Source organism: Rhizobium sp. R635 (assembly GCF_002211285.1).
GTDB lineage: Bacteria > Pseudomonadota > Alphaproteobacteria > Rhizobiales > Rhizobiaceae > Rhizobium.
In genome coordinates this window covers 17,474-40,762 of sequence record NZ_LOKX01000037.1, presented here as the reverse complement: position 1 = coordinate 40,762, position 23,289 = coordinate 17,474, and the positions used below count along the sequence as shown (strand labels likewise).

The 23,289-nt window shown below is 61.1% G+C and carries 22 protein-coding genes and 1 tRNA gene; 13 read left to right on the top strand and 10 right to left on the bottom strand.

Annotated features, from left to right (window positions below; genetic code table 11):
- Window positions 1–2: 2 nt before the first annotated feature.
- Window positions 3–470 (top strand): 30S ribosomal protein S9, encoded by a 468-nt coding sequence (gene rpsI, locus ATY78_RS27165; protein WP_009995734.1) that lies wholly within the window; start codon window positions 3–5, stop codon window positions 468–470.
- A 129-nt stretch (window positions 471–599) separates the two neighbouring features.
- Here rpsI and ATY78_RS27160 read toward each other — a convergent pair whose 3' ends face one another.
- Window positions 600–2,576, bottom strand: coding sequence for an acyltransferase family protein (locus ATY78_RS27160; protein ID WP_088685401.1), 1,977 nt, complete (start codon window positions 2,574–2,576; stop codon window positions 600–602).
- A gap of 371 nt (window positions 2,577–2,947) precedes the next feature.
- On the opposite strand from ATY78_RS27160, the gene speB reads away from it, so the two are divergent.
- The 3 genes from speB (at window position 2,948) to ATY78_RS27145 (ending at window position 5,704) form a co-directional block, all read left to right on the top strand.
- Window positions 2,948–3,910 (top strand): agmatinase, encoded by a 963-nt coding sequence (gene speB, locus ATY78_RS27155; protein WP_088685400.1) that lies wholly within the window; start codon window positions 2,948–2,950, stop codon window positions 3,908–3,910.
- A 62-nt stretch (window positions 3,911–3,972) separates the two neighbouring features.
- Window positions 3,973–4,905 carry an N-acetyl-gamma-glutamyl-phosphate reductase gene (argC, locus tag ATY78_RS27150; protein WP_088685399.1) on the top strand — a complete coding sequence of 311 codons (933 nt, stop codon included), beginning with the start codon at window positions 3,973–3,975 and terminating at the stop codon, window positions 4,903–4,905.
- A 7-nt stretch (window positions 4,906–4,912) separates the two neighbouring features.
- Window positions 4,913–5,704: a sulfite exporter TauE/SafE family protein gene (locus tag ATY78_RS27145; RefSeq protein ID WP_088685398.1), complete on the top strand. Its 792-nt coding sequence runs from the start codon at window positions 4,913–4,915 to the stop codon at window positions 5,702–5,704.
- Window positions 5,705–5,714: 10 nt separating this feature from the next.
- Here the strand turns inward: ATY78_RS27145 and ATY78_RS27140 are convergent, their stop codons facing one another.
- On the bottom strand, window positions 5,715–6,818 hold the full coding sequence (locus ATY78_RS27140) for a COX15/CtaA family protein (protein WP_088685397.1): 1,104 nt from the start codon (window positions 6,816–6,818) through the stop codon (window positions 5,715–5,717).
- 114 nt (window positions 6,819–6,932) lie between these two features.
- On the opposite strand from ATY78_RS27140, the gene ATY78_RS27135 reads away from it, so the two are divergent.
- Both ATY78_RS27135 and ATY78_RS27130 read left to right on the top strand, forming a co-directional pair.
- Window positions 6,933–7,142, top strand: a complete 210-nt coding sequence (locus ATY78_RS27135) for a DUF2842 domain-containing protein (protein WP_088685396.1) — start codon at window positions 6,933–6,935, stop codon at window positions 7,140–7,142.
- Window positions 7,143–7,362: 220 nt separating this feature from the next.
- On the top strand, window positions 7,363–8,604 hold the full coding sequence (locus tag ATY78_RS27130) for a GNAT family N-acetyltransferase (RefSeq protein ID WP_088685395.1): 1,242 nt from the start codon (window positions 7,363–7,365) through the stop codon (window positions 8,602–8,604).
- A gap of 3 nt (window positions 8,605–8,607) precedes the next feature.
- On the opposite strand, the gene ATY78_RS27125 is transcribed toward ATY78_RS27130, so the two are convergent.
- Window positions 8,608–10,776, bottom strand: a complete 2,169-nt coding sequence (locus tag ATY78_RS27125; protein WP_088685394.1) for a Wzz/FepE/Etk N-terminal domain-containing protein — start codon at window positions 10,774–10,776, stop codon at window positions 8,608–8,610.
- Between the two features lie 190 nt (window positions 10,777–10,966).
- Between ATY78_RS27125 and ATY78_RS27120 the strand changes: the two genes are divergently transcribed.
- From ATY78_RS27120 to ATY78_RS27105, 4 genes are read left to right on the top strand one after another with little or no spacing between them, the layout of a single operon-like run.
- On the top strand, window positions 10,967–11,542 hold the full coding sequence (locus ATY78_RS27120) for a polysaccharide biosynthesis/export family protein (RefSeq protein WP_088685393.1): 576 nt from the start codon (window positions 10,967–10,969) through the stop codon (window positions 11,540–11,542).
- A gap of 3 nt (window positions 11,543–11,545) precedes the next feature.
- On the top strand, window positions 11,546–12,715 hold the full coding sequence (locus ATY78_RS27115; RefSeq protein ID WP_088685392.1) for a glycosyltransferase: 1,170 nt from the start codon (window positions 11,546–11,548) through the stop codon (window positions 12,713–12,715).
- 56 nt (window positions 12,716–12,771) lie between these two features.
- Entirely contained in the window at window positions 12,772–14,334 is a 1,563-nt protein-coding gene (locus ATY78_RS27110; protein ID WP_088685391.1) for an undecaprenyl-phosphate glucose phosphotransferase, read from the top strand.
- Complete coding sequence (locus tag ATY78_RS27105; RefSeq protein WP_088685390.1) at window positions 14,331–15,575, top strand: O-antigen ligase family protein; 1,245 nt, start codon at window positions 14,331–14,333, stop codon at window positions 15,573–15,575. Before ATY78_RS27110 ends, ATY78_RS27105 begins: the two co-directional genes overlap by 4 nt.
- 27 nt (window positions 15,576–15,602) lie before the next feature.
- Here the strand turns inward: ATY78_RS27105 and ATY78_RS27100 are convergent, their stop codons facing one another.
- The 3 genes from ATY78_RS27100 to ATY78_RS27090 form a co-directional block, all read right to left on the bottom strand.
- Window positions 15,603–16,436, bottom strand: a complete 834-nt coding sequence (locus ATY78_RS27100; RefSeq protein WP_088685389.1) for a carbohydrate ABC transporter permease — start codon at window positions 16,434–16,436, stop codon at window positions 15,603–15,605.
- A complete protein-coding gene (locus tag ATY78_RS27095) occupies window positions 16,436–17,329 on the bottom strand; it encodes a sugar ABC transporter permease (protein ID WP_088685388.1) in 894 nt (297 codons plus the stop codon). The genes ATY78_RS27100 and ATY78_RS27095 overlap by 1 nt, the downstream gene beginning before the upstream one ends.
- A gap of 125 nt (window positions 17,330–17,454) precedes the next feature.
- A complete protein-coding gene (locus ATY78_RS27090; RefSeq protein WP_088685518.1) occupies window positions 17,455–18,789 on the bottom strand; it encodes an extracellular solute-binding protein in 1,335 nt (444 codons plus the stop codon).
- 179 nt (window positions 18,790–18,968) lie between these two features.
- Between ATY78_RS27090 and ATY78_RS27085 the strand changes: the two genes are divergently transcribed.
- From ATY78_RS27085 to ATY78_RS27075, 3 genes are all read left to right on the top strand, one after another.
- Entirely contained in the window at window positions 18,969–19,595 is a 627-nt protein-coding gene (locus tag ATY78_RS27085; protein WP_088685387.1) for a GNAT family N-acetyltransferase, read from the top strand.
- A gap of 331 nt (window positions 19,596–19,926) precedes the next feature.
- Window positions 19,927–21,108 carry an ROK family transcriptional regulator gene (locus ATY78_RS27080; protein ID WP_088685386.1) on the top strand — a complete coding sequence of 394 codons (1,182 nt, stop codon included), beginning with the start codon at window positions 19,927–19,929 and terminating at the stop codon, window positions 21,106–21,108.
- Window positions 21,109–21,216: 108 nt separating this feature from the next.
- Window positions 21,217–21,510, top strand: a complete 294-nt coding sequence (locus ATY78_RS27075; RefSeq protein ID WP_088685385.1) for a helix-turn-helix domain-containing protein — start codon at window positions 21,217–21,219, stop codon at window positions 21,508–21,510.
- Window positions 21,511–21,523: 13 nt separating this feature from the next.
- On the opposite strand, the gene ATY78_RS27070 is transcribed toward ATY78_RS27075, so the two are convergent.
- From ATY78_RS27070 to ATY78_RS27055, 4 genes are all read right to left on the bottom strand, one after another.
- Window positions 21,524–21,736 (bottom strand): hypothetical protein, encoded by a 213-nt coding sequence (locus ATY78_RS27070; protein ID WP_088685384.1) that lies wholly within the window; start codon window positions 21,734–21,736, stop codon window positions 21,524–21,526.
- Between the two features lie 239 nt (window positions 21,737–21,975).
- Window positions 21,976–22,197, bottom strand: coding sequence for a hypothetical protein (locus ATY78_RS27065; RefSeq protein ID WP_088685383.1), 222 nt, complete (start codon window positions 22,195–22,197; stop codon window positions 21,976–21,978).
- A 241-nt stretch (window positions 22,198–22,438) separates the two neighbouring features.
- Window positions 22,439–22,515: transfer RNA gene (locus ATY78_RS27060), tRNA-Pro, on the bottom strand.
- A gap of 97 nt (window positions 22,516–22,612) precedes the next feature.
- On the bottom strand, window positions 22,613–23,281 hold the full coding sequence (locus ATY78_RS27055; RefSeq protein WP_088685382.1) for an HAD family hydrolase: 669 nt from the start codon (window positions 23,279–23,281) through the stop codon (window positions 22,613–22,615).
- Window positions 23,282–23,289 lie beyond the last annotated feature (8 nt).

Below are 23,289 nucleotides of genomic sequence, written 5' to 3'. Positions count from 1 at the left end.
TAATGGCTGACCTCTCCTCCCTGAAGGATCTCGGCACGGCTTCCGAAGCTGCTGCTCCGGCACACGTCCGCAAGGTCGATTCGCTCGGCCGCTCCTACGCGACCGGCAAGCGCAAGAACGCCGTTGCCCGCGTCTGGGTCAAGCCGGGCTCCGGCAAGATCATCGTCAACGGCAAGGAATTCGCGGAATATTTCGCCCGTCCGGTGCTGCAGATGATCCTGCGTCAGCCGATCGTCGCGGCTGCCCGTGACGGCCAGTTCGACATCGTCGCCACCGTTGCCGGCGGCGGCCTTTCCGGCCAGGCCGGCGCCGTTCGCCACGGTCTCTCCAAGGCCCTCACCTACTTCGAGCCGGGCCTTCGCTCGGTGCTGAAGAAGGGCGGCTTCCTGACCCGCGACAGCCGCGTCGTCGAACGCAAGAAGTACGGCAAGGCAAAGGCCCGCCGGTCCTTCCAGTTCTCCAAGCGTTAATCGCTTCGGACAGACGAGAATTTACGAAGGCCGGGGAAACCCGGCCTTTTTGTTTGCGCGGTCACAGCATCGCGCATCTTTTCCGACGCGCAAGAGACGCCGACCGCTTCGCACCTTTACTGGATTTTTTTAGAAGCCGCCGGAAGAGAGCGCCGCCACGCCGTTTTCAGCCGCCACGTCGTCTCGCTTCAGAGCGACCAGAATTTCGTCGGCTACGGCTTCCGCCCCCGCCGGGGTGAAATGCACCTTATCGAAAATCAAGGCTTTGCCTTCCCGCGCCAGATCGCATCGCCCCGTCTCTATCCCGCAGAAGATCTTGGCCGGATCGACGCGCAGGACATGCTTGTCCTTGGGGCCATCGAGATAGGCATAGGACGGCAATGACTGCTCGATGAATTCATCCTGGGCGATGGTGATGGTCGGCGCCGGCATGCCCTTGTGCATCAGCTTGGCGACCTTGGCTGCGATCTCCGTGTCGCCGCGCGGATGAGGGTAGACGATGACCACTCGGATGCCGGCCGACGTCAAATCGCCGACGGTTTTGTCAAAAGCATCCTTCAACTTCTGTCCGACGTCTGGCGTCGCGACTTCCTCGTCCTTGAACACGTATCGGGATTGTGCGAAGAACACCTGCCAGGATGCGGCGAGAACGACGGTCTTGACCTTGCTCTTGACGAGATAGTCGATCGCGGCAGCATTGAAGGCACCGCATTCGCGCGCCTGGAGGGAGGCCATCGAAACATCGGCGACCGGCGCACAAAAGCTGTGCGTGATCTGCTCCAGGCCGATATCCATGCCGTCCAGACGCTTGGCAAGCGCGGGCGTCAGCGCCGATGCCAGGGAATCTCCGAGGATTGCGTAAGTCCGCGCGTGACCGCTATTGAATATGCAGTCCTTGATCGGCATCGCATCCCAATCCGACCCGCTCTCGATAAGACACGTCTTGCTCCACTCGCTGTCCGCGATGAAATCCTTGATCGGCTCCGGAAGTCGCCAGGGAATACCGCGCGTATCGTGGCCATAAAGCCCGAAGGCAAAGAGGGCTGCGAGCATCACCGATGCCGATACGGTCAGGCCCCGGCGGGTCGGCAGCAATCTGTGCCGGCTTCTGCGGAACGGCTGCTCGACGAAACGCCACGAGAGATAGCCGAGGACAAGAGCAACGCAGGCCAGCGCGCCCATCACGGCGAGACGGGGCGGATCGATGCTGCGAATGCGCGCAAAGGCAAAAAGCGGCTGGTGCCAGAGATAGGCGCTATAGCTGATCTTCCCGATCATGATGAAGGCGCGGGTCGAAAGCAGCGCCGCCACCCAGGTCCCCTGTCGGGCAAAGAGCAGCACGAGCATCGCGCCCACCACGGGAACCAGTGCGAGCGTGGAGGGAATGGGCGAGGTCTCGTCGAAGTAAAAGACGGAGAAGGCAATCATGCCGAAACCGAGGAGCGACAGCGGATCGCTGCCGCGTTCCTGCCCCTTCAACTGCATGAAGCTGCAGAGTGATCCGGCCAGAAACTCCCAGGCCCGCGACGGCAGGAAATAGAAATTGGCCGAGGGAAAGGCGCGTGACGCCCACTCGCTGTAGGCAAGGCTCGCAAGCGCAATCGCAACCAGGAGCGCAAAGAGCCAATTCCGCTTGCGCTTCCACATGAACATGACGAGCAGCGGGAAGACCATGTAATACTGCTCTTCGACGGCAAGGCTCCAGATATGAAGCAGCGGCACCTCTCCGGCCTCCGGCGCGAAGTAGCCGCTTTTGAACCAGAACAGGAAATTTGCGCCGGAGAGGCTGGTGGCAATCAGGCTGTCGGAGAAGGCACGAAATTCCTCCGGCATGACCCAGAGCCAGGCGAAGGGCAGACAGCACAGAATGACGAGAAACAGGGCCGGCAGGATACGGCGGGCCCGGCGCTCGTAGAATGCCGCCAGCGAAAAGGTGCCGTCGCGCATCTCCTCGAGGATGATCGACGTAATCAGAAAGCCGCTGATCACGAAGAAAACATCGACGCCGATGAAACCGCCGGAAAAGAGACTGCAACCCGCATGGAACAGAATCACGGGCATCACCGCGGCTGCCCGCAGGCCGTCAACCTCTCTTCGGTAAATCACTGTAAATATTCCTAAAATACAATGCTCTTGCTGACTGCGGAGTCATCCCCACGACTCAGGGCTTGCTTTAGGTAGCCGCAAGACTTATTGCAAGTGTGGATTTTAAAAAAATTGTGACTAAACTAGTGCTTTCATGCATCCCGTCGATGCAGGAGAGGACGGCACTCCGCGCCATGGCCGTAACGGGCGGGCCGTGATCCGAACGATTGCTTGAATTCCAGCCGCACCTCGCCTACCCCTTTCTGCGCGCGAGGGATCAGCCAACACTTTCGCGAGACTGCCGCTCGATGCCTGCGTCGAACGGTGATCTTACAACGCAGCGTCCGCATCGAACGCGACGATGGTTTTGCGAGCGAAAAAAGGAGCATGACTTGGCGAACAGATCGATTGACCACGCCTTCATGGCGACCAGCCTTACCTCCGCCGCCAGCGACCCGACCTTTGCCGGCGCGCTGTCCTTCATGCGCCGCCGCTTCACCAAGGAGCTTGCCGGCGTCGACGTCGCCGTCTGGGGCATTCCTTTCGATGCCGCGACATCGAACCGGCCGGGCACGCGCTTCGGGCCGCAGGCGATCCGGCGCGCCTCGGCGATCTTCGACAACGACGCGCAATATCCCTTCAACCGCGATCTCTTCGCCGGGATGGCCGTGATCGACTATGGCGATTGCCTGCTCGACTACGGCAACCATCAGGACACGCCCGCGGCGATCGAACGCCAGGCGAACGCCATCCTCGACAGCGGCGCCTTTCTGCTGACGCTCGGCGGCGATCACTACGTCACATGGCCGCTGCTGAAAGCCCATGCGGCAAAACATGGCCCCCTCGCCCTCGTGCAGTTCGACGCCCACCAGGACACATGGTTCGACGAAGAGCGGCGCATCGACCATGGTTCCTTCGTGGCGCGCGCCGTCCGCGAGGGCATCATCGATCCCGACCGATCGATCCAGATCGGCATCCGCACGCATGCGCCCGAGGATTGCGGCATCAATATCCTCTACGGGCATCAGGTCGAGGATATGAGCGCCGGCGACATCGCCTCTGCGATCATCTCGCATACGCGCGGCGCACCCGCCTATCTCACCTTCGATATCGATTGCCTCGATCCGGCCTTTGCGCCCGGTACCGGCACACCGGTTGCGGGCGGACCGTCGAGCGCCAAGATCCTCTCGGTGCTGCAGCGTCTGCATCAGCTCGACATACGCGGCGCCGATATCGTCGAGGTGTCGCCGCCCTACGACCACGCCGATACTACCGCCATTGCAGGGGCGACGGTGGCAATGTATATGCTGGGGCTTCATGCGGAGCGACGCGCCATCGCGACGTCACACGACTGATTTATTGATCTCCCAAACCGAATCCGGAAACCTTCAGAACCTCTTGAAAGCGCAGGTCTATCATGGCACCGAAAATCTTCATCGACGGCGAACACGGCACAACGGGTCTGCAGATCCGCACGCGCATGGCCGGCCGCCGCGATGTCGAGCTTCTGTCCATTCCCGAGGCCGAACGGCGCAATGCCGCCATGCGCGAAGACATGCTGAACGGCGCCGACATCGCCATCCTCTGCCTGCCCGACGATGCGTCGAAGGAAGCGGTTCAGATGGTTTCGGGCAACAACAACGTCCGCGTCATCGACACCTCGACGGCCTTCCGCGTCAATCCCGGCTGGGCCTATGGCTTCGCCGAAATGGACGGGGCGCAGGCCGACAGGATCAAGGCCGCCCGTTTCGTCGCCAATCCCGGCTGCTATCCCACCGGCGCGATCGGCCTCATCCGGCCGCTGCGTGCCGCCGGCATTCTGCCGGACGGCTATCCGGTGACGGTCAACGCGGTTTCCGGTTATACCGGCGGCGGCAAGCAGCTAATCGCCCAGATGGAAAATCCGGATCATCCGGATGCGATCACCGCGCCGCATTTCCTTTACGGCCTGCCGCTCACCCACAAGCATGTGCCGGAGATGACCGTGCATGGTCTGCTCGACCGCGCGCCGATCTTCTCGCCGTCGGTCGGCAAGTTCGCGCAGGGCATGATCGTGCAGGTGCCGCTCCATCTCGACGATCTCGCCGAGGGCACGACGATGGAGAGCATCCATGCCTCGCTCGTCGCCCATTTTGCCGGACAGGATATCGTCACCGTCGTGCCGCTCGCCGAAAGCAAGGCGCTGCCCCGTGTCAACGCCGTCGAGCTCGAAGGCAAGGACACGATGAAGCTCTTCGTTTTCGGCAAGGAAGGCGGTTCGCAGGTCAATCTGGTGGCCTTGCTCGACAATCTCGGCAAGGGCGCATCGGGCGCCGCGGTCCAGAACATGGACCTGATGCTCGCTTCCTGACGACATCATGACGCCGGATGCGCTTATCGCCGGCCTGCGTGCCTGGTTTGCAACCGCCCTGCCCGACCACGGCATCTACGCGCTGATGGCGTTTGCCTTCATCGCCGGACTTGCCCGCGGCTTTTCAGGTTTCGGGGCCGCGCTGATCTTCATTCCGCTCGGCGGCGCAATCGTCGGGCCGAAGCTGGTTTCACCGATCCTGCTCGTCATCGACGGCATTGCCACGCTCGGAATGATCCCGCCCGCCTGGCGCGGCGCTAACCGGCGCGAGGTCTTCGTCATGGCGGCAGGGGCTGCCCTCGGCGTGCCGGCCGGCACGGCGATGCTGGCTTTGCTCGACCCGATGCTGCTGCGCTGGAGTATCGCGGTCATCGCCATATCCCTGCTTGCGCTCCTCGTCTCCGGATGGCGCTACCACGGCGCCCCGTCCACGCCGCTCACCAGCGGCGTCGGCCTGATCGCCGGGCTTTTCAGCGGCGCCGCGCAACTCGGCGGCCCGCCCGTCGTCGCCTATTGGCTCGGTGGCAAGAGCGATTCCGCGCGTGTCAGGGCGAATGTGGTGCTCTACTTCTCGATCTCGACCGTCTTCAGCGTCATCAGCTATTATGTCGGCGGTCTGTTCGTGCCCGCCGTCTTCGCGCTCACGGTCGTCACCCTGCCGAGCTATGCGGTCGGGCTCTACGGCGGCTCGAAACTCTTCGGGCTTGCGGAAGAACGGACTTTCCGCATCGCCTGCTACGTCCTGATCGGCGCCGCCGCGATCGTCGGCATGCCGTTGCTCGACGGCCTGCTACGCTGAAGCGGCGAGCTCAATCGTGTTCCGCGATCACCGTCTCACGCGGATATTCGCCGTAAAAGCCTCGCCAGTTGGCAACAGCGAAGCCGAAAACGACAAGTGCGCCGGCCTGGTGCAGCAGGCCCCAGTGAAGCGGCACCTGCATCAGCAGCGTGGCAATGCCGATCGCCGCCTGTAGCGTCACCAGCGCGAAGAGCAGGACAGCGCGGCGAGCATGTGTGGTCCATGATGCCGCGCGCAGCGCAATCACCATATTAATGAGCGTCAGTGCGAAGAGCGTATAGGCGCCGACGCGATGGATGAACTGCACCGTTTTCGGGTTCTCGAAGGCATTGATCCAGAAGGGTTGCTGTATCAGCAGATCGGAGGGGATGACGGCCCCGTCCATCAGCGGCCAGGTATTGTAGGAAAAGCCGGCGTCGAGCCCAGCCACAAGAGCGCCGAGATAGATCTGGAACAGCGAGAAAATGGCGATCGCGGCGGCAAAGCCGCGCGAGCTTCGCGCCGGCATCGGATCGTTGGAATGCCTGGAGAGGCCGCGCATGATCCACATGCAGGAGGCGAAGATCAGGCACGCCATGACGAGATGGGTTGCCAGTCTATACTGACTGACGTCGGTGCGGACGGAAAGCCCTGACGATACCATCCACCAGCCGATGAAGCCCTGCAGGCCGCCGAGCGCCAGGATGCCCAGGAGCGGCCAGCGCAGGCGCTTCTCGATCCGCCCTGTCAGCCAGAAATAGATCAGCGGCAGGGCGAAGATCACGCCGATGCCGCGGGCGATCAGCCGGTGCGCCCATTCCCACCAGAAGATGCTCTTGAATTCCTCGACGGTCATCGAGCTGTTCAATTGCTGAAATTCGGGAATGCGCTGGTAGAGGCGGAACTCCTCCTCCCATTCGGCAACCGACAGCGGCGGGATGACGCCGTGGATCGGCTTCCATTCGGTGATCGACAGGCCGGAGTTGGTGAGCCGCGTGGCGCCTCCGACGAGCACGAGACAGAAAAGCGCCAAGAGCACGAAACCGAGCCAGAGGCGCACGGCGCGGCGATCGCGGTCCTGCTTTCGCATTTCGCTGCGGATCGCCTGTTCCGTGATGAGGTTCGCGACGGCCATGATGTCTCCTTCTATCCGGGTGTTGATTTGCCCCACCGGCTCATGCAAAACAAGCCCCGAACCTTTGCGGCATGCCGTCGCGCCGGTCGATGCGTCCAATCCAAGAGATAACCGATGCCCATCCGCCTCCGCAAATTCATCGGCACGATCCTCATCATCGTGCTCGTGCTCGGCTATGCGCTGCTGGCCAATACGATCGCGGTGGCAACGCTCGGCAACGCGCCCTGGTGGGGACACCTCCTCTATTTCTTCCTGACCGGTCTGCTTTGGGTCTTGCCGGCGATGGTGATCATCAAATGGATGGCCGGCCCCCGCCAGCGGTAAGATCACCCAGCGCGTCGCACCAAACTTGATCATGCGCAGCACTTTGACCCCCTGTTTTATGCATGTCGTTATCTCGGAACCGCTGCACAGTTCCGAGCGACATGCATTAACGGCGGAATAACCGTGATCAGCGGAAAACCTCGCCCACCACCTCCAGTTAAACCAAATATACGTCAGGCACCCCTACCTTCCGCTCAGCATTCTTGACCGGAGACCACCCGTGCAGACGCAAAAGCTCGATGTCGATGAACAAGCGTCAGACGACGCAGCGCTGGCCGAGACAGCCCTTTCGAACCTGCGCCAGCTGAGCATGAAACTCGCCATGGCCGAAATCGACATCAGCGTTTTCGAGGCAATGCAGCCGCTGGAGGACGACTGGCGAGCTCTGGAGCGCGATAATCTCCAGTCGCTGCATCAGAGCTACGACTGGTGCGCCGCCTGGGTAAGCGCCTTTCAGAGGCCGCTGGCGATCCTCAAAGGCACCCATGCCGGCCAGGCCGCTTTCATTCTGCCGGTCGAGATCGTCAAATCTCGCGGGCTTTCCGTCGCGAAGTTCATCGCCGCCGATCACAGCAACATCAATACCGGTCTGTTTTCCGAAAGCTTTGCAGACAGCGGCGGCAGCATCGACGCCGACAAGTTCGCCGGCCAGCTCCAGCAGGCGCTGAAGGGCCGGGCCGATCTGCTGCTGCTGCAGAACATTCCGCTGGAATGGCGCGGGCGGCAGACGCCGCTGACGGGGCTGCCGATGGTGCAGAACCAGAACCACGCCTACCAGCTGCCGCTGCTTTCCACCTTCGAGGAAACGCTGAAACAGCTCAACGCCAAGAGCCGGCGCAAGAAATTCCGCGTTCAGTCGAAACGTCTCGAGGCAGCTGGCGGCTTCGAATACGTCATTCCTGAAACGTCGGAAGAGCAGCATCGCCTGCTCGATACGTTCTTCCGCCTGAAGAGCGCCCGCTTTGCCAGCCTCGGCCTGCCCGACGTCTTCGCCGACAAGGAGACGCAGGCCTTTCTGCACGGCCTCATCGACAAGCGAGATGACGCCAGCCAGTATTTCGGGCTGCAGATGCACGTGCTGCGGCTCAAGGGCGAAAACGAAGGCCGTATCGCCGCGATTTCGGGTATCTCGCGCAAGGGCGATCACATCATCTGCCAGTTCGGCGCGATCGACGAAGAGCTTGTGCCGGATACGAGCCCCGGCGAATTCCTCTATTGGCAGACCATCTCGGGACTGCATGGCAAGGGCGTGGCGCTGTTCGATTTCGGCCTCGGCGATCAGACCTACAAACGTTCCTGGGCGCCGGTCGAGACGGCGCATTACGACGTAGTGCTGCCGGTCTCGCCGCTCGGCGTCGCCGCCGGCGCCGCGCATCGGCTCGTCACCCGCGGCAAGGCGCATATCAAGGCGCGGCCCAAGCTCTATAAGTTCGCCCAGGGCATAAGGGCGCGGATCAGCTGACGCTCAGGCGGCCCGGCCGAATGCCTGCTCCGACCCATCCCCGCCCGACATCAGCACGACACGCTCATAGCCTGCCGCCTGGAAGTCCGTCATCAGCGTCACGAAGATGGTCTCCTCGACCTCCGGCAGAGAGAGGATGATCTCGACGTCGCGGCTGCGCGTCAGTCGTGAAACGCCGGCGACATCGGCCGCACCGCACTCGACGACGACAAGGTCATAGGCGGCAGCGAGCGCATCGAGGAGCAGCGAAAGCCGGTCGACGCCACGCATGGCGCGGCGCACATCGCTCTGGCCCTGCGGGATCAGATGCGCGTCGGAAAAACGGTCGCCATGAATCGTGTCGCCAAAGGCGGCCTCGCCGCAAAGCAGATCCGTGACACCAAGGGCCGCCCGGTCCTCTGCCATCAGTTCTGTGGGATAACCGGAACCGGTCATGTCGATCAGAATGACGCGGCGTCCAGCATCGGCAAGCATGCGGGTCAGCGAAACCGTCGCCGTCGAACCATTGTCACCGGTCGGAGATATGGCGATCGCCAGCGGCGCGCGGCTGTCCGTAAGATAGTCCGCAACGGAGGCAATGGAGAATTCATTGTCGTCCTCCGATGCCTGTTCGGCAGCCTCCACGTCCTCGACTTCGTCATCCTCATCCGCGGCGACGGCGAGCATGCTCGGCTGGACAGGTTTTCTGGCGGCGGCAACGACAACCGGAGCGGCCTGCGGCACGTCGTTCTCGACGGCCGCTTCGTCTTCCGACTCCTTCGGCGCGGTATCGACGGCTCGGAGCGCCCGGCCGCTGAAGAGCTCGGCCAGCATGATGACGATCGCGCTCACGATCAGCGTCGCGACAGCGGCGACGACGACGATCGGCACGACCTTCGGGAAATAGGGATCGACCGGTTCGATCGCCTTGGAAACGATGCGGGCATCGGCAGGGCTCGAATTGCTGTCGGCGCGGGAAGCCGCCTCGCGGTAGCGAACCAGATAGGTTTCGAGCAACTGGCGCTGCGCATTTGCCTCACGCTCCAGCGCGTTGAGGCCGACCTCGTCTTCGCCGGCGCGGGCGCTGTTGGCCTGCACAGCGTCCTTCTGGCGCTCCAGCTCGCTCGCGCGCAGATCGGCAACCTTCGCTTCGTTTTCGATGCTCGCCAGGATCTTTTGCGTCTCCTGGCGGATTTGGCCGCGGATATCGGAGAGCTGGGCGCGCAGGCTTTTCAGCCGCGGATGATTGTTGAGAAGACTGGTCTGCAGGTCTGAGATCTGCGACTGCAGGCCGGATTCGGTCCCCTTCAGCCGCTGGATCGCCTGTGAGGACATGATGTCAGGCAGCGTGTCGGAAGCCTCGCCCGAAGACAGCGCATTACGCACCGCCTGCGCCCTCGCCTCGGCATTTGCCTTGTCTCCACGCACGCGGGTCAGCTCGGCGGAGATATCGTTCAATTGCTGTGCCGGAAAGGTGGTCGTGCCGTTCGTCTGCAAGAGCCCGTAAGTGGTGCGATATTCGGCAACCTTCTGCTCGGCCTCGCTAACCTTCCGGCGCAGGTTTTCGATTTCCGGCTCCAGCCAGCGCGTCGCCTCCGAATTGGAATCGAGCTTGGCGCCGCTCTGGATCGAGAGGTAGACCTTCGCCATGACGTTCGGGATGGCGGCGGCGAGCTTCGGATCCTTCGAAGTGAAGGTGATGCCGATGACGCGCGAACCCGGCACCTGATAGACTTGCAGCCGTTCGATGAAGGCGTCGATGACGCGCTCTTCCGGCGGGTTTTCCAGCGGGTTCTTCTTCAGGTGCAGTTTCACCAGGATACTGCTCATGGCAGAGCCATTGGCGGCGTCGTCGAATTCCGGCAGGTTATAGAGCTTCAGGTCGTTGATGACCCGCTTGAGGAGATCGGCCGATTGCAGGAGCTGCACCTGGCTGGCGATATTCAACTCGTCCATCAGCGGGCCAGCACTCGCGTCATTGGCCTGCTGGGTGCTGGCGAAGGCCGGTGCGCGGGGTTCGATGAGGAGCCGTGTTTCGCTGCGATATTGCGGCGACATGAGCTTGGCGCCGGCGAAGGCGGCACCTGCCGCCACCAGAGTAATCGCCAAAACCCTGAGGCGGCGCGCCCAAACAGCGCGGACCAGCTGGCCGAGGTCGATGTCCACATCCTGATCACGCACTACGCCGGACATGCTCTTACTCCACAACAAACGAGCCGCAAGCGTAAACGACCATGGTAACTCAACGGTTAATGGCGATCCTGCCAAGAAATGAGCGAGGTCGGCGAAGGAAACCGGGAAATTGCATGCGCCCTTTACCGGGCATTAACCCTAACGGATCGATAACGGCTTCACCAAGTTCATTTTCTGTGAGCACAAGCGGATGTCTGTCGCCCCGCCCAAGATCCTTTTGGCCCTGAGCCTTGCAGCCATGACGGCAGCATTGGGCGGCTGCACGACGTATAAGCCGGCGCCGAAGGCCTTTAACGAGGCGACGATCCAGCCCTATACGCTCGACAGCGGCGACCGTCTGCGCATCACCGTCTTCGATCAGCAGAGCCTGACCAATACCTATACGGTGGATCAGGCCGGCTATATCGCCTTCCCCCTCATCGGCCAGGTCCCTGCCCGCGGCCGGACCCTGCAGCAACTCTCCGGGCAGATCGCCCAGAAACTGCAGCAGGGCTATCTTCGCGACCCCGACGTCACCATCGACGTCGATCGCTACCGATCGATCTTCATCATGGGCGAAGTCGGCCAGCCCGGCCAGTATGCCTATGTTCCCGGTATGACGGTGCAGAACGCCATCGCGGTTGCCGGCGGTTTCTCCAGCCGCGCCAACCAGAGCATGGTCGACGTCACCCGCAAGATCAACGGAGAGGTGCTGACCGGCCGCATCAACATATCCGGGCCGATCATCGCCGGCGACACGATCTACGTCCGCGAACGGCTCTTCTGAGCGATGGCAACAGAGAAGCCGCTCCGCATCCTCCACTGCTTCAGGTCGCCGGTCGGCGGGATCTTCCGCCATGTCCGCGATCTCGTCGAAGAGCACAGCAAGGCCGGTCATGAAATCGGCATCCTCTGCGACAGCTCGACCGGCGGCGAACATGAGGACAGCCTTTTCGACGATATCCGTCCCTATCTGTCGCTCGGCCTGACACGCGTGCCGATCCGGCGCTCCGTCAGCCCGTCCGATATTGCAACGATGTGGGATACGTACAAGAAAATCAAAAGTTTGCGGCCGGATGTGCTGCACGGACACGGCGCCAAAGGCGGCGTGCTCGCGCGACTTGCCGGCTCAGCTCTGCGGGTGAACAGGTATCGCGTAGCCCGCCTCTATACCGCGCACGGCGGAAGCCTGCATTATTCGCGCTCCTCATTCACAGGACAGTTCGTCCTCAGGATGGAGCGCCTGCAGGAATATTTCACGGATGCGCTGGTCTTCATCTGCGAATACGAGCGCGACACCTATGCCCGCAAGGTGGGCAAGCCGCGAACGAAGACGAAACTGATCTACAACGGCATCGGAGAGCGTGAATTCGAGCCGATCCACACCCGGTCGGATGCCGTTCATTTCATCTATGTCGGGATGCTTCGGGACCTCAAGGGTCCCGATCTGTTTGTCGATGCCTTCGCCAAGACCGAGCGGCTGCTCGGCAGGCCGCTTTCGGCGCTGATGATCGGCGACGGGCCTGACCGCGACCGCTACCGCGAAATGATGGTCGAGCGCGGCCTCGGTAAACGTATCGGCATGCTGCCGGCGATGCGCATCCACGAAGCCTTCGCCATGGCGCAGAATCTCGTCGTCCCCTCGCGCGCCGAAGCCATGCCCTATATCGTGCTCGAAGGGCTTGGCGCCGGCAAGACGATCATCGCAAGCCGCGTCGGCGGCATTCCCGAGGTGCTCGGCAAGGACAGCCCTGCCCTTGTGGAGCCCGGCAATTCCGCCGATCTTGCCCGCGTCATGGCGGAAGCGCTGAGCACGCCCGGCTGGCACGCCCAAACAATGCCCTCGCGCGACGCAGTAAAGGCCGTGTTTTCCTCGGCGGTGATGGCGCAGGATGTCCTGAAATTGTACCATGAGCTCGTCGATCCCACTGCCGAGCAAGCAATGTCCGTCGCCTCGTAAATATTTCTTAGGGGCTTTCTGGTATTTCGCTTGCTGACAACGAGCGACAAAACCCCATGAACAAACTGGAAAAAGGCGATCAATTCGACGTAGAAGCGCTGCGCAAGCAAGTTTCCGACGTCGAGGCGCGCAGCGACGCGGCCGAGGAGAAATCCTCCGGGCCGATCGAGATCAATCCCTATGCCCGGCAGATCGCCGAACAATTCCGCGACGGCCCGCAATCGCCCGTCATCATCATCGGGCAATTGCGGCTCCTGGAATTCCTGGCGCTATTCGCCATTGCCCTGATCGCTCACTATTTCTGGCCGGGCGACGGCAGCGATACCCCGCTGATGCGCGCCGGCATGGCGGCGATCGCTTCGGCCTTGACGGTCGTCGGCCTGCAGCTTGCCGACACCTACACCATTCCCGCACTTCGGGCCAAGCTCCGGTTGATGCCGCGCATCCTCGCCTCGTGGACGATCGCGCTTATCCTGACCGTCGGCTTTTTCGCGCTCGTCCGCGGAACGACATGGGCGATGGTCGAGGCCTGTATCCCCTGGTTCGTGGTGGGCGCGCTTTTCCTGGCGGCCGAGCGTTTCCTCGTCGCTTACGGCATCCGCAACTGGGCGCGCAATGGCATCATGGAGCGGCGCGCCGTCATCGTCGGCGGCGGCGAACCGGCCAAGGAGCTGATCCGCATCCTCGAACAGCAGGCCGACAACGACATCCGCATCTGCGGCATCTTCGACGACCGCGGCGAAAAGCGTTCGCCGATCATGGTCGCCGGTTATCCGAAACTCGGCACCGTGGCCGAACTCGTCGAATTCGTGCGGCTGACGCGCATCGACATGCTGATCATCGCCCTGCCGCTTTCGGCCGAGGCGCGTATCTTCGATCTCCTGAAGAAGCTCTGGGTCCTGCCGGTCGATATCCGCCTTGCCGCCCATGCCAACCGGCTGCGTTTCAGGCCGCGCGCCTATTCTCATGTCGGCTCGGTGCCGATGCTCGACATTTTCAAGAAGCCGATCCGCGACTGGGATTCCGTCGCCAAGCGCGGCTTCGACATCTTCTTCACCATAGTCGCGCTTGCGCTGCTCTGGCCGCTGATGCTCGTGACCGCCATCGCCATCAAGGCGACCTCGGAGGGCCCTGTCTTCTTCATGCAGAAGCGCCATGGCTTCAATAACGAAGTCATCAACGTCTTCAAGTTCCGCTCGATGTACACCAACATGAGCGACCCCACAGGCAGGGCCGCCGTGACCAAGGGCGATCCGCGCGTCACCCGCGTCGGCCGTTTCATCCGCAAGACCTCGATCGACGAGCTGCCGCAGCTTTTCAACGTGCTGAAGGGCGACCTCTCCCTCGTCGGCCCGCGTCCGCATGCCGTTCTCGCCCAGGCGCGCGACCGCGCCTTCGCCGATGTCGTCGAGGGTTATTTCGCCCGCCACCGCGTCAAACCGGGTGTCACCGGCTGGGCGCAGATCAACGGCTGGCGCGGCGAAGTGGACAATGACGAGAAGATCAAGTTCCGCACGGCCTACGACCTCTACTATATCGAGAACTGGTCGCTCTGGTTCGATCTGAAGATCCTGTTCCTGACGCCGATCCGGCTGCTCAACACGGAAAATGCCTATTGAGCGCGATCGAGGCGACATATCAGCGTGTCGCCCAGCCGCAGCGGGCGACGCTGCGCCTGATCGGCTCGGCCTTCGTCGCCTTCGGCGTCTTCCTCTCGGGCTTCGTCATCGACGAGCCGGCGCCCTATGAACTCTGGATGGCGGGACTGATCGGCCTCTGGTTCATTCTCGGCCTGAAGATTTCGCGGGGCGTCGCGCCGTTGCTTGCCCTGCTCCTCACCTTCAATATCGGCGGCATGCTGTCGCTGACACAGATGAAGGACCTGGCGACCGGACCGATGTATATCGCGGTCTCGACCTTTCTGGCCCTGACGGCCGTCTTCTACGCGGCGATCATCGAGGACAGCCACAAGCGGCTGCCGCTGATCTTCAACGCCTGGGCCTTCGCCGCCGTCGCCACTTCAGCGCTCGGCGTGCTCGGCTATTTCCACGCCTTTCCGGGTTCAGAGGTCTTCACGCTCTACGACCGCGCCAAAGGCGCCTTTCAGGATCCGAACGTCTTCGGCCCCTTCCTGGTGCCGCCGTCGCTCCATCTCATCCATGGGATTCTCGTCGGCGACCTGAAGAAATCGCCATTGAAGGCCGTGGCCCTGCTGGTGATTGCGCTCGGTATCTTCCTCTCCTTTTCCCGCGCCGCCTGGGGTCTCTTTGCCCTTGGCGTGCTGCTCTTGATTTTCATCATGCTGCTGAAGGAGCGCAGCGGCGCCTTCCGCTTGAGAGTGCTGATCCTGTCGCTGGCGGCGATCATCATGCTGGTCGCATCGCTGCTGGTGGCGCTGCAGATCCCGAAGGTCGCAAACCTGTTTTCGGCACGCGCCCAGCTGGTGCAGCAATATGACGGCGAACACCTCGGCCGCTTCGAGCGCCACAGGATCGGCTTCACCATGATGATGGAGCGCCCGCTCGGCATCGGCCCCCTGGTATTCGGCACGATGTTTCCCGAGGACGAGCACAATATCTGGCTGAAATCGCTGACGACCTATGGATGGCTCGGCTTCGTCAGCTATGTCGGCATGCTGCTCTGGACGCTCACGATCGGCTTCCGCAACCTGCTGCTCGACCGGCCCTGGCAACCCTTCCTGATGATCGCCTGGATCTCCGTTCTCGGCCACGCGGCGATCGGCAACGTGATCGACATCGACCACTGGCGCCATGTCTACCTGCTCTTCGGCACGGTCTGGGGCTGCGTAGCGCTGGAAGCGCGCCACAAGCGCCGCCAAAATCTCGCCCGAGCGGCTTGAAGCCTTGCCGCCGATGGCTTGGGCTTCCTATTTCGTCGTCCCTGCCGTCAGGCCGGCGATGAACCGGCGCTGGAAAATGAGATAGGTCAGGATGAGTGGGGCAATGACGATCACCGCGCCGGCGGTCAGAACCGGCGTGTTGACGGTGTAGCGCCCCTGGAAAAACAGCATGCCGAGAGGCAGCGTCCGATAGGCGTCGTCGTTGACCAGGATGAAGGGGATCAGAAACTCGTTCCAGGTCCAGATGAACAGGAACAGCGCCAGTGTCGACATTGCCGGCACCATGAGGGGGACGACGATCTTGCGAAGGATGTAAAAGCGCCCGGCGCCATCGAGAACCGCCGCCTCGAGAATTTCCTCCGGCAGTTGCTGCATCGCGCTGGCCAGGAAGATCGTCGAGAATGGGATCGACATCGCGATCTGCGGCACGATCACGGCCGCATATGTATTGATCCATCCGAGATACCGCATTTCATAATAGAGCGGGATGATGAAGGCCTCCGCCGGCACCATCATGCCAAGCGTCAGGATGGCGAACAGCGTACGTCTGAGCGGGAAAGACAGAAAAGCGAAGGCGAAGCCCGTCAGCAGGCCGAGAAAGACGCTCGCGGCGACGACGGGTATGACGACGATGATCGAATTCCAGAAGTAAATATTGAAATGCCCGGCATTCCAAGCATCGAGGTAATTCTCGAAATGCGGATATGCCGGCAAGGCGAACGCACCCTTCAGAACGTCGGCCTTGCTCTTTATCGACGTCAGAAGCAGAAGCAGGAACGGCGTGATCGTGACGAATGCAAGAAGCCAGAGGAGAATGCGAAGAGGCAGCGTGGTCGCGGGGATATTGGACGAACGGCTCATCACGCCACCCCTTTGTTCTGCGAGCCGACAAACCGGTGAATTATATAGTTGATGATGAATGTCAGGGCCGCGCCGACAATGGCGATGGCCGCCGCCGCGCCGAACCGATTGAGCTCGAAGCCGAGCTGATACATGTAGATGTTCGGCACGAGCGTCGCATTGGCGGGGCCGCCGCGGGTCATGGTGAAGATGAGATCGAAGCTCTTGATCGACGCGATGACGGTCAGAAGCAAAACCACCCTTATCTCAGGCAATAGAAGCGGCAGCGTTATCCAGAAGAAGGTCTTTCGCGCCGAAGCGCCGTCGACCTTGGCGGCGTCGAAAAGCGACGGATCGATGCGCTGAATTCCCGTGAGGAAGATGACCATGCAGAAGCCGAAGAAATACCAGGTCGCGACGATCCCGACTGCAGGAAGCACAAAGTCGAAATCTCCCAGCCATGGAAGCGCGAACTTGCCCAGGCCTACCGCTCTCAGGAATTGATTGAAGGGGCCGAAGGCAGGATTGTAGAGCCATGCCCAGATGATGCCCAATACGGCAGTCGGCATGATATAAGGCAGGAACAGAAACGTACGCAGGGCAAGCTGTTCGCGTTGCTTCAGATTCCAGACGCAGGCGGCAAGAGCTATGCCGAGCACGAGCGGCAGGACACAATAGAAAATCATGAGCTCGGCATTGTTGCGCAAGGCAATATAAAAACGATCGTCGGAAAAGAGATCGACATAATTGCCGAGGCCAACCCACTTGGGCATGGTCAGGCCGTCCCAGCTGGTCAGGCTCAATCCCAAAGCCGCGACAATCGGGCCGAAGACGAAAGCCGCGTAAAGCAGCAATCCCGGCAACAAATAGATCCAATTGGTATGTTCGGAACCATCAAGTGGGGAGCGCTTCATCCGGTACTCCATGAAGCCAAAACTATCGTCGTTGCGCCGCAAGCCTGAGATCGCGGCGCTCGATTTTTAACCGAGGATCGGCGAGACGCAGGACGCGGACGGCCGCAACCTGCGTCTGCGCCATTTTATTTCTGACCCTTCAGATACGCCTGATAATCCTTGTCCATGGCGTCGACGAAGGCTTCGGGCGTGATCTTGCCGGACAGAAGAAGCGGCGTGTTGTCGTCGATTGTCTTCAGCATCGTCGGGCTCGACCAATCGGGATAATGGCCGAGAGCGTCGTTGGCGTTGAGCGCCTTCCACATCTCGATGCCGGAGGTGAGCAGCGGCGTGAGCTTCGGCTTTGCATCCGCCGCCAGCGATGTTGCCGGAAGATAGCCAGCATTGGCCCAGGTTTCGGCAGCCTTTTCCGAAACCATGTAGTCGATATATTCGCCGGCCAGATCCTGAGTCGCCTTTTCCTTGGCAAGGCTCGTTATCGCCCAGGCGAGGTCCACGCCGCCGACGCTCAGCGGCTTGGAAATACCTTTCGGGGCAGGAATGGCCATGAAGCCGATATCCTGATTGTGCTGCATATCACCGAAATACCAGGTCCCGGAGATCAGGAAGGCGCCTTGCCCTGATATGAAAAGCTGGACGGCGTCATCACCCGAGATGCCCTCGAAACCGGGGTAGAAATAGCCGCCCTGCGCCCACTTCTGCACGAGTTTGGCGGATTCTATGTTGCCCTTGGTGTTCCAGGAGCCGCCCTTGCCGTAAATCAGATCGTCAAGTTCGGCACGATTGCTCGCATCGATATGCGCCTGATCGATGGCGCCGATCATGTGCAGGGCCAGATGCTGCTTTGCCGAGCCCATCATGAAGGGCGCAACACCCTTTTCCTTCAGCTTGTCGAGAGCGGCCAAGAGCTCCTCGAAGGTTTGCGGCAGCGCTATGCCCGCATCATCGAGGATCTTCTTGTTGTAGTAGAGACCGACGATTTCGGCGAGGCCCGATATGCCGTAGGTCTTGCCCACGCCGAATTTTGGTCCGTCCCAGCGGTCTCGGGCAAGCACGGAATCCGATTGCCGCTTATCCCAGCTGTATTTCTTGATGTAGTCGTCGACAGGAAGGAGCAGGCCTTCCTTCACCATGGCGCCCATGTCGCCGGCGCCCTGGTTGACCTTGGTGACGACGGGGCCATCCCCTGCCGAAACAGCAAGCTTCAGCGTCAACTTCATGTCGTCGAAGGTCCGGGCGGTGCGTTTGATGGTGACGCCGGGATGAGCAGCTTCGAACTCCTTGTTCAGCTGCTCGATGACCGCGCTCTGGCCTTCATAGGTCTGATCGTCCCATACAGGCAGATCGGCAGCGCGCGCAGCGGAAAGGCCGAGGCTGACAAGCGCCGCGCCGGCAAGCGCGACAGCTGCTCTCAATTGGCATGCGGACAGTATGTTGATCGATTTCACGCTTCTTTTCATCTGTTCCACCATTTATTTGGTTTATTCTCCACTCCCCGTTCAGTCTCTGCGCCAAGCACCGGCCGAACGTTTTCTTCCCCCAGAGCTTTGCCGGACCGGCGAATCTGAGGTAATCCTCAATGCATGAGCCTCCCTCGCAACTTGGAATGACAAGACGCCACGCAGGAGGTGGCAAAGTGATGGACAGCAACTGCTTCCTTCGCCCGGCGGTTGACGCGGATAGCGAAGCCCTTTTCGAAATCTGCCTCAAAACCGCAGATGGGGGCAATGATGCCAGCGCATTTTACAGCGATCCGCATCTGCCCGGCTATATCTGGTCGGTGCCCTATCTCAAATTCGCCAAGGACTTTGCTTTTGTCCTGGTTCTCGACGGCCGCCCGGTCGGCTATGTCGTCGGCGTGCCGGATACTGCCCGGTTCGACAGGGACCTCGAAGCAAACTGGTGGCCGCTTGTTCGCCGGCAGATCGCCGGCCTCACACCCGCCCGTCCGCGCGACGCCGACGTGATAGAGCGGATTCATGCGCCGCGCAGCGGGACGCCGTGGCTTCAGGACGATTACCCCGCACATCTCCATATCAACATCCTGCCCGGACTTCAGGCGAGCGGCTGGGGACGCAGGATGATCAATACCGAGCTCGAGGCGCTGAAAAAGCATGGGGTCAGCGCCGTGCATCTCGGTGTCGATCCGAAAAACGAGCGCGCCAGAGGCTTCTACCGCCATCTTGGTTTCTCTGAGCTGGAACAGGACGGCGCCGTGGCCTTCGCAATGCGGATCGATGACCGATCCGGGCAAAGCGCCTCCTGATTTCCCTGAGTCAGGAAAAATCTTTATCTCTTTGTTTCTGCTTAATTTCGGGCACAGAACCGCCGCGCGCCTTTGCTGCGACTGCTCTATAACCAATGATGCCGCAATGCTCATGAGATGGCTCCGCAGTTGGCGGCGTGTATCCCTTGGCCAACCATGCTATAGGCCGTCCTCCATTTGTCAAGGACATAGACAAATCGTCGGTTTAATGTACTCTGATACAGCCGGAAGACGAGGTTTATGCGCCAGATCTTTCGCTCTTATCGATAATTCGACTTGATATCGTCCTGATTAAGTATGCGCTCCGAACTAATTGGAACGGGCTATCTTGATGGCAATGGCATCTTCGGTCGTACAGACTCCCATCGCGCGAAAAATTTCAACCAATGCCGTGATCCGAACCGTCCTGGCAAACGGGCCGATTTCCCGCGCCGACATTGCCAAGCTGACAGGCCTGTCGAAGCAGACGATTTCCGATGTCGTGCGCGACCTCCAGGATGATGGATGGCTGAAACCCGCCGGGCAAACAGATGGTCGCCCGGGCCGGAATGCCATCACCTACGAAATCAACGCGAGGGCCGGGCTGGCCGCCTCCATCGACCTGGGGGATACGAGGATCGCCGCGGTGATCTGCGATCTGTTGGGAAACGTGGTTGCCGAAATCAACGTGCTTACCGACCCGCGCGGCGGCACGCATCTCATCAATCAATTCAGCGATCTCCTCGCCGAGCTCGCGCTTGCCGCCGAGACCACCACCGATAGACTCCGCCTCGTCGTTCTAGGCAGCCCCGGCGTGCTCGATCCAGCCACCGGGCATATCAACGTGGCGCCGAATATCCCGGGCATCGATGCGATCGATCTGCGGCAACTCTTCAGCGACAGAATGGGTATGGCCGTGATCGTCGAAAATGATGTCAACCTCGCCGCGCAAGGAGAGAAGTGGCGGGGACACGGCGTTGAAAGCAGCAATTTCGCTTTCGTTGCGCTCGGAACAGGGATCGGCATGGGTATCATCGCCAACGGAGCTCTGTTGCGCGGGGCACGGGGCTCGGCCGGCGAAATCGCCTATCTTCCGATCGGCGGAGATGCCTTCGATCCTGGCGGGTTTACGCTTGGAACCTTTGAGTGCGCCGTCGGCAGCGAAGCGATGCTGCGCCGCTACACCGGTTTCGGCGGGCGTAACGCCTCGACCGTGACCGATCTCTTCGCCGCGTTCAACGCGGGAGAAACAAGCGCGGTTGCGGCAATCGAAGAGACAGCAAGGCTGGCGGCGGTCGCCATTGCTGCCATCGGCGCAACTCTCGATCCTGAAATGGTGATCATCGGCGGCAGCATCGGCGCCAGGCCGGAGCTCGTAGACGCCATCCGGCGTTTCCTGCCGCGTTGTACGCCCTACCCGCCGCGCATCGAGATCAGCCGCTTCGGGAACCGGGCCTCCCTCATGGGAGGCGTAGGAATCGCGGTCGAGCGCATGCATGACGATCTCTTTGGCGTAAAATTGAGAGACGTCTGAAGAGGCATGGAGAGGCGGCGGCATCAGCCAGCCTGCAGCGACCTGTGACTTCGCCGATCAACCGCCGCACCACTTGAGAAGTGTGGGAAATGCGCTAGATTTTCCATCATGATAACGGCAACGCAGATACGCGGCGCACGCGCCATGATCGGGATGAGCCTCGAAGAGCTCGCCGCCGCAAGCGGCCTGACGCCCGAGACCGTGGCGGCGCTGGAAAAGGGCGAATGGATGGGCGAGCCGCATGCGTTGCTCGACGTGCGCGCAACGCTCGAAGCGCACGGCATCATCTTTCTCTCCAGCGGCAATCAGGACGAAGGCGGCCCCGGCATCCGGTTGCGTGCACGCACATCGAGCGATGACGGCATCCGGCCGGAAAACCTTAACGCCGCCAACGACGACTGACGGAACCCAACGATCAGAGATAGGTCTTTGCGAGGTCGGCAAGCTTACCGCCGTCCCTCACGCCCTGCCTGTAGAGCTGGATGATCACCGCGCCGATCCGCTCGGCCTCCGGCGCCGTCCTGTTGAGACCACGCTCTTCGCAGACCTTGTCGAGCACCTGCGAAAGGAGATCGAGATCTTCCGAGAAAAGCGGTAAATCATGGGGGTGAATTGACGATCGCAACATCACGCCGCAGTTCCCTCCGAGGGCAAACGCATCCAACGCTTGCACCGCCAGCCGCCCTCCGCAACCGACGATGAGAGCATTATGCGCGACGGCTTGAACTTTAGCAACTGCGCAGATTTCGGTGGAACAATATTTTGTCCCATGCGTTAGCGCCGCGTTTAAAAGCACGAAGCAGCGGGTGCAGACGCAAGCGAAAAACGCTTTTCCTCTCCTGCCCCGAGCGGCACTTTACGACGAGTTTAGCCGCTGCGACCGCCGCCAGCGGCGACGAGTTGAGGATGAATGGAGCCTTCCATGATCACCTTGGCGGTGACCTCGATCACCCGCTCTTCGGCGAGTTCGGCAAGGGCCAACGCCACATCGCCCTCCGACCATCCGGCTTTGACGGCCTCTTCCGACAGAGCCTGAAACGCGCTGGCGAGGGCCTGCCTGCAAGTTAGATTCTGCTTCATATCCGCCATGCGCTCGCACTAGGCTATCTGGGACAGGGATAATGTTAATCTACACCTATTCGCAGGAATGCGAAGAGGTTTCAGCCACTCATTCAATCCAAAATTAAGTTATTCCGTCAAGAACGGCGTATAGTCTTAACAAAAGACGACAAATACCATGTCCTCGAACTAGAGGAGCCCCAAAAAGAACTACGGGATTTGCTTGCGACTGCACTCTGGGGGAGTATTTCGTCGCGTTATTTACTTTAAATGGTCGGGGCGACTGGACTTGAACCAGCGACCCCTTGACCCCCAGTCAAGTGCGCTACCGGGCTGCGCTACGCCCCGACCTGCCGAAACGGCTTGCTTCGTTTAGTTTTTCAGCGCGTGCAATGCAAGCGGAAAAAGCCTGCCTCCAAGAAAAAGAGGCACTTCGCGGCAATGGTCAGACCGCAGCCAGCATCAGCCGGCCTTCGGCGGTCTGGCGGGGCTGCCATGCCTGGTAGTTGGCGATCGAGAAATGCGGCGTTTCGAAAGGTGTGGCGTGGGTTTCGGTGATCACGGTGACATCGGCGCCGGCGGCTTCGCCGGCGAGGATGCCGGCGACCGCATCTTCGAAAACCAGGCATCTCGACGGGTCGACGCCGAGGCGGCTTGCGCCAAGCAGATAACCTTCGGGGCTGGGCTTGCCCGATTTGACCTCACCGCCGCTGACCATGACCTTCGGCATCGGGATGCCGGCAGCGGCCATGCGGCGCTTGGCGAGCTCGATCGGAGCGGAGGTGACGATCGCCCATCGGCCATCGGCGATGGCGCTCAGGAAACGAATGGCGCCCGGGATTTCGACGATGCCGGAGACATCTTCCATTTCCTCGGCGAGCAGCAGATCCGCCTCGTGAGCCGGATCGACACCAGGCAGTCCAAGCCCGCGAATGACGTCGGAGGCGCGGATGCCGTGGATGGTCTTCAGGAAGACCTCCGGCTCGAAGCCATGGCGTCTTGCCCATTCGCTCCAGACACGTTCGACGACGGCAATGGAATTCAGGAGCGTTCCATCCATATCGAAGAGGAAGGCGTCATAAGACCTGTCGAGAATGTCATGGAGAGCGGACACGGGAGTTT

Bases quoted from the DNA above. Each gene is read 5' to 3' on its own strand.
- rpsI (WP_009995734.1), top strand. From the start codon at position 3: ATGGCTGACCTCTCCTCCCTGAAGGATCTCGGCACGGCTTCCGAAGCT.
- argC (WP_088685399.1), top strand. From the start codon at position 3,973: ATGGCACCGAAAATCTTCATCGACGGCGAACACGGCACAACGGGTCTG.
- ATY78_RS27145 (WP_088685398.1), top strand. From the start codon at position 4,913: ATGACGCCGGATGCGCTTATCGCCGGCCTGCGTGCCTGGTTTGCAACC.
- ATY78_RS27140 (WP_088685397.1), bottom strand. From the start codon at position 6,818: ATGGCCGTCGCGAACCTCATCACGGAACAGGCGATCCGCAGCGAAATG.
- ATY78_RS27135 (WP_088685396.1), top strand. From the start codon at position 6,933: ATGCCCATCCGCCTCCGCAAATTCATCGGCACGATCCTCATCATCGTG.
- ATY78_RS27125 (WP_088685394.1), bottom strand. From the start codon at position 10,776: ATGTCCGGCGTAGTGCGTGATCAGGATGTGGACATCGACCTCGGCCAG.
- ATY78_RS27120 (WP_088685393.1), top strand. From the start codon at position 10,967: ATGTCTGTCGCCCCGCCCAAGATCCTTTTGGCCCTGAGCCTTGCAGCC.
- ATY78_RS27115 (WP_088685392.1), top strand. From the start codon at position 11,546: ATGGCAACAGAGAAGCCGCTCCGCATCCTCCACTGCTTCAGGTCGCCG.
- ATY78_RS27110 (WP_088685391.1), top strand. From the start codon at position 12,772: ATGAACAAACTGGAAAAAGGCGATCAATTCGACGTAGAAGCGCTGCGC.
- ATY78_RS27100 (WP_088685389.1), bottom strand. From the start codon at position 16,436: ATGAGCCGTTCGTCCAATATCCCCGCGACCACGCTGCCTCTTCGCATT.
- ATY78_RS27095 (WP_088685388.1), bottom strand. From the start codon at position 17,329: ATGAAGCGCTCCCCACTTGATGGTTCCGAACATACCAATTGGATCTAT.
- ATY78_RS27090 (WP_088685518.1), bottom strand. From the start codon at position 18,789: ATGAAAAGAAGCGTGAAATCGATCAACATACTGTCCGCATGCCAATTG.
- ATY78_RS27085 (WP_088685387.1), top strand. From the start codon at position 18,969: ATGGACAGCAACTGCTTCCTTCGCCCGGCGGTTGACGCGGATAGCGAA.
- ATY78_RS27080 (WP_088685386.1), top strand. From the start codon at position 19,927: ATGGCAATGGCATCTTCGGTCGTACAGACTCCCATCGCGCGAAAAATT.
- ATY78_RS27075 (WP_088685385.1), top strand. From the start codon at position 21,217: ATGATAACGGCAACGCAGATACGCGGCGCACGCGCCATGATCGGGATG.
- ATY78_RS27070 (WP_088685384.1), bottom strand. From the start codon at position 21,736: ATGTTGCGATCGTCAATTCACCCCCATGATTTACCGCTTTTCTCGGAA.
- ATY78_RS27065 (WP_088685383.1), bottom strand. From the start codon at position 22,197: ATGGCGGATATGAAGCAGAATCTAACTTGCAGGCAGGCCCTCGCCAGC.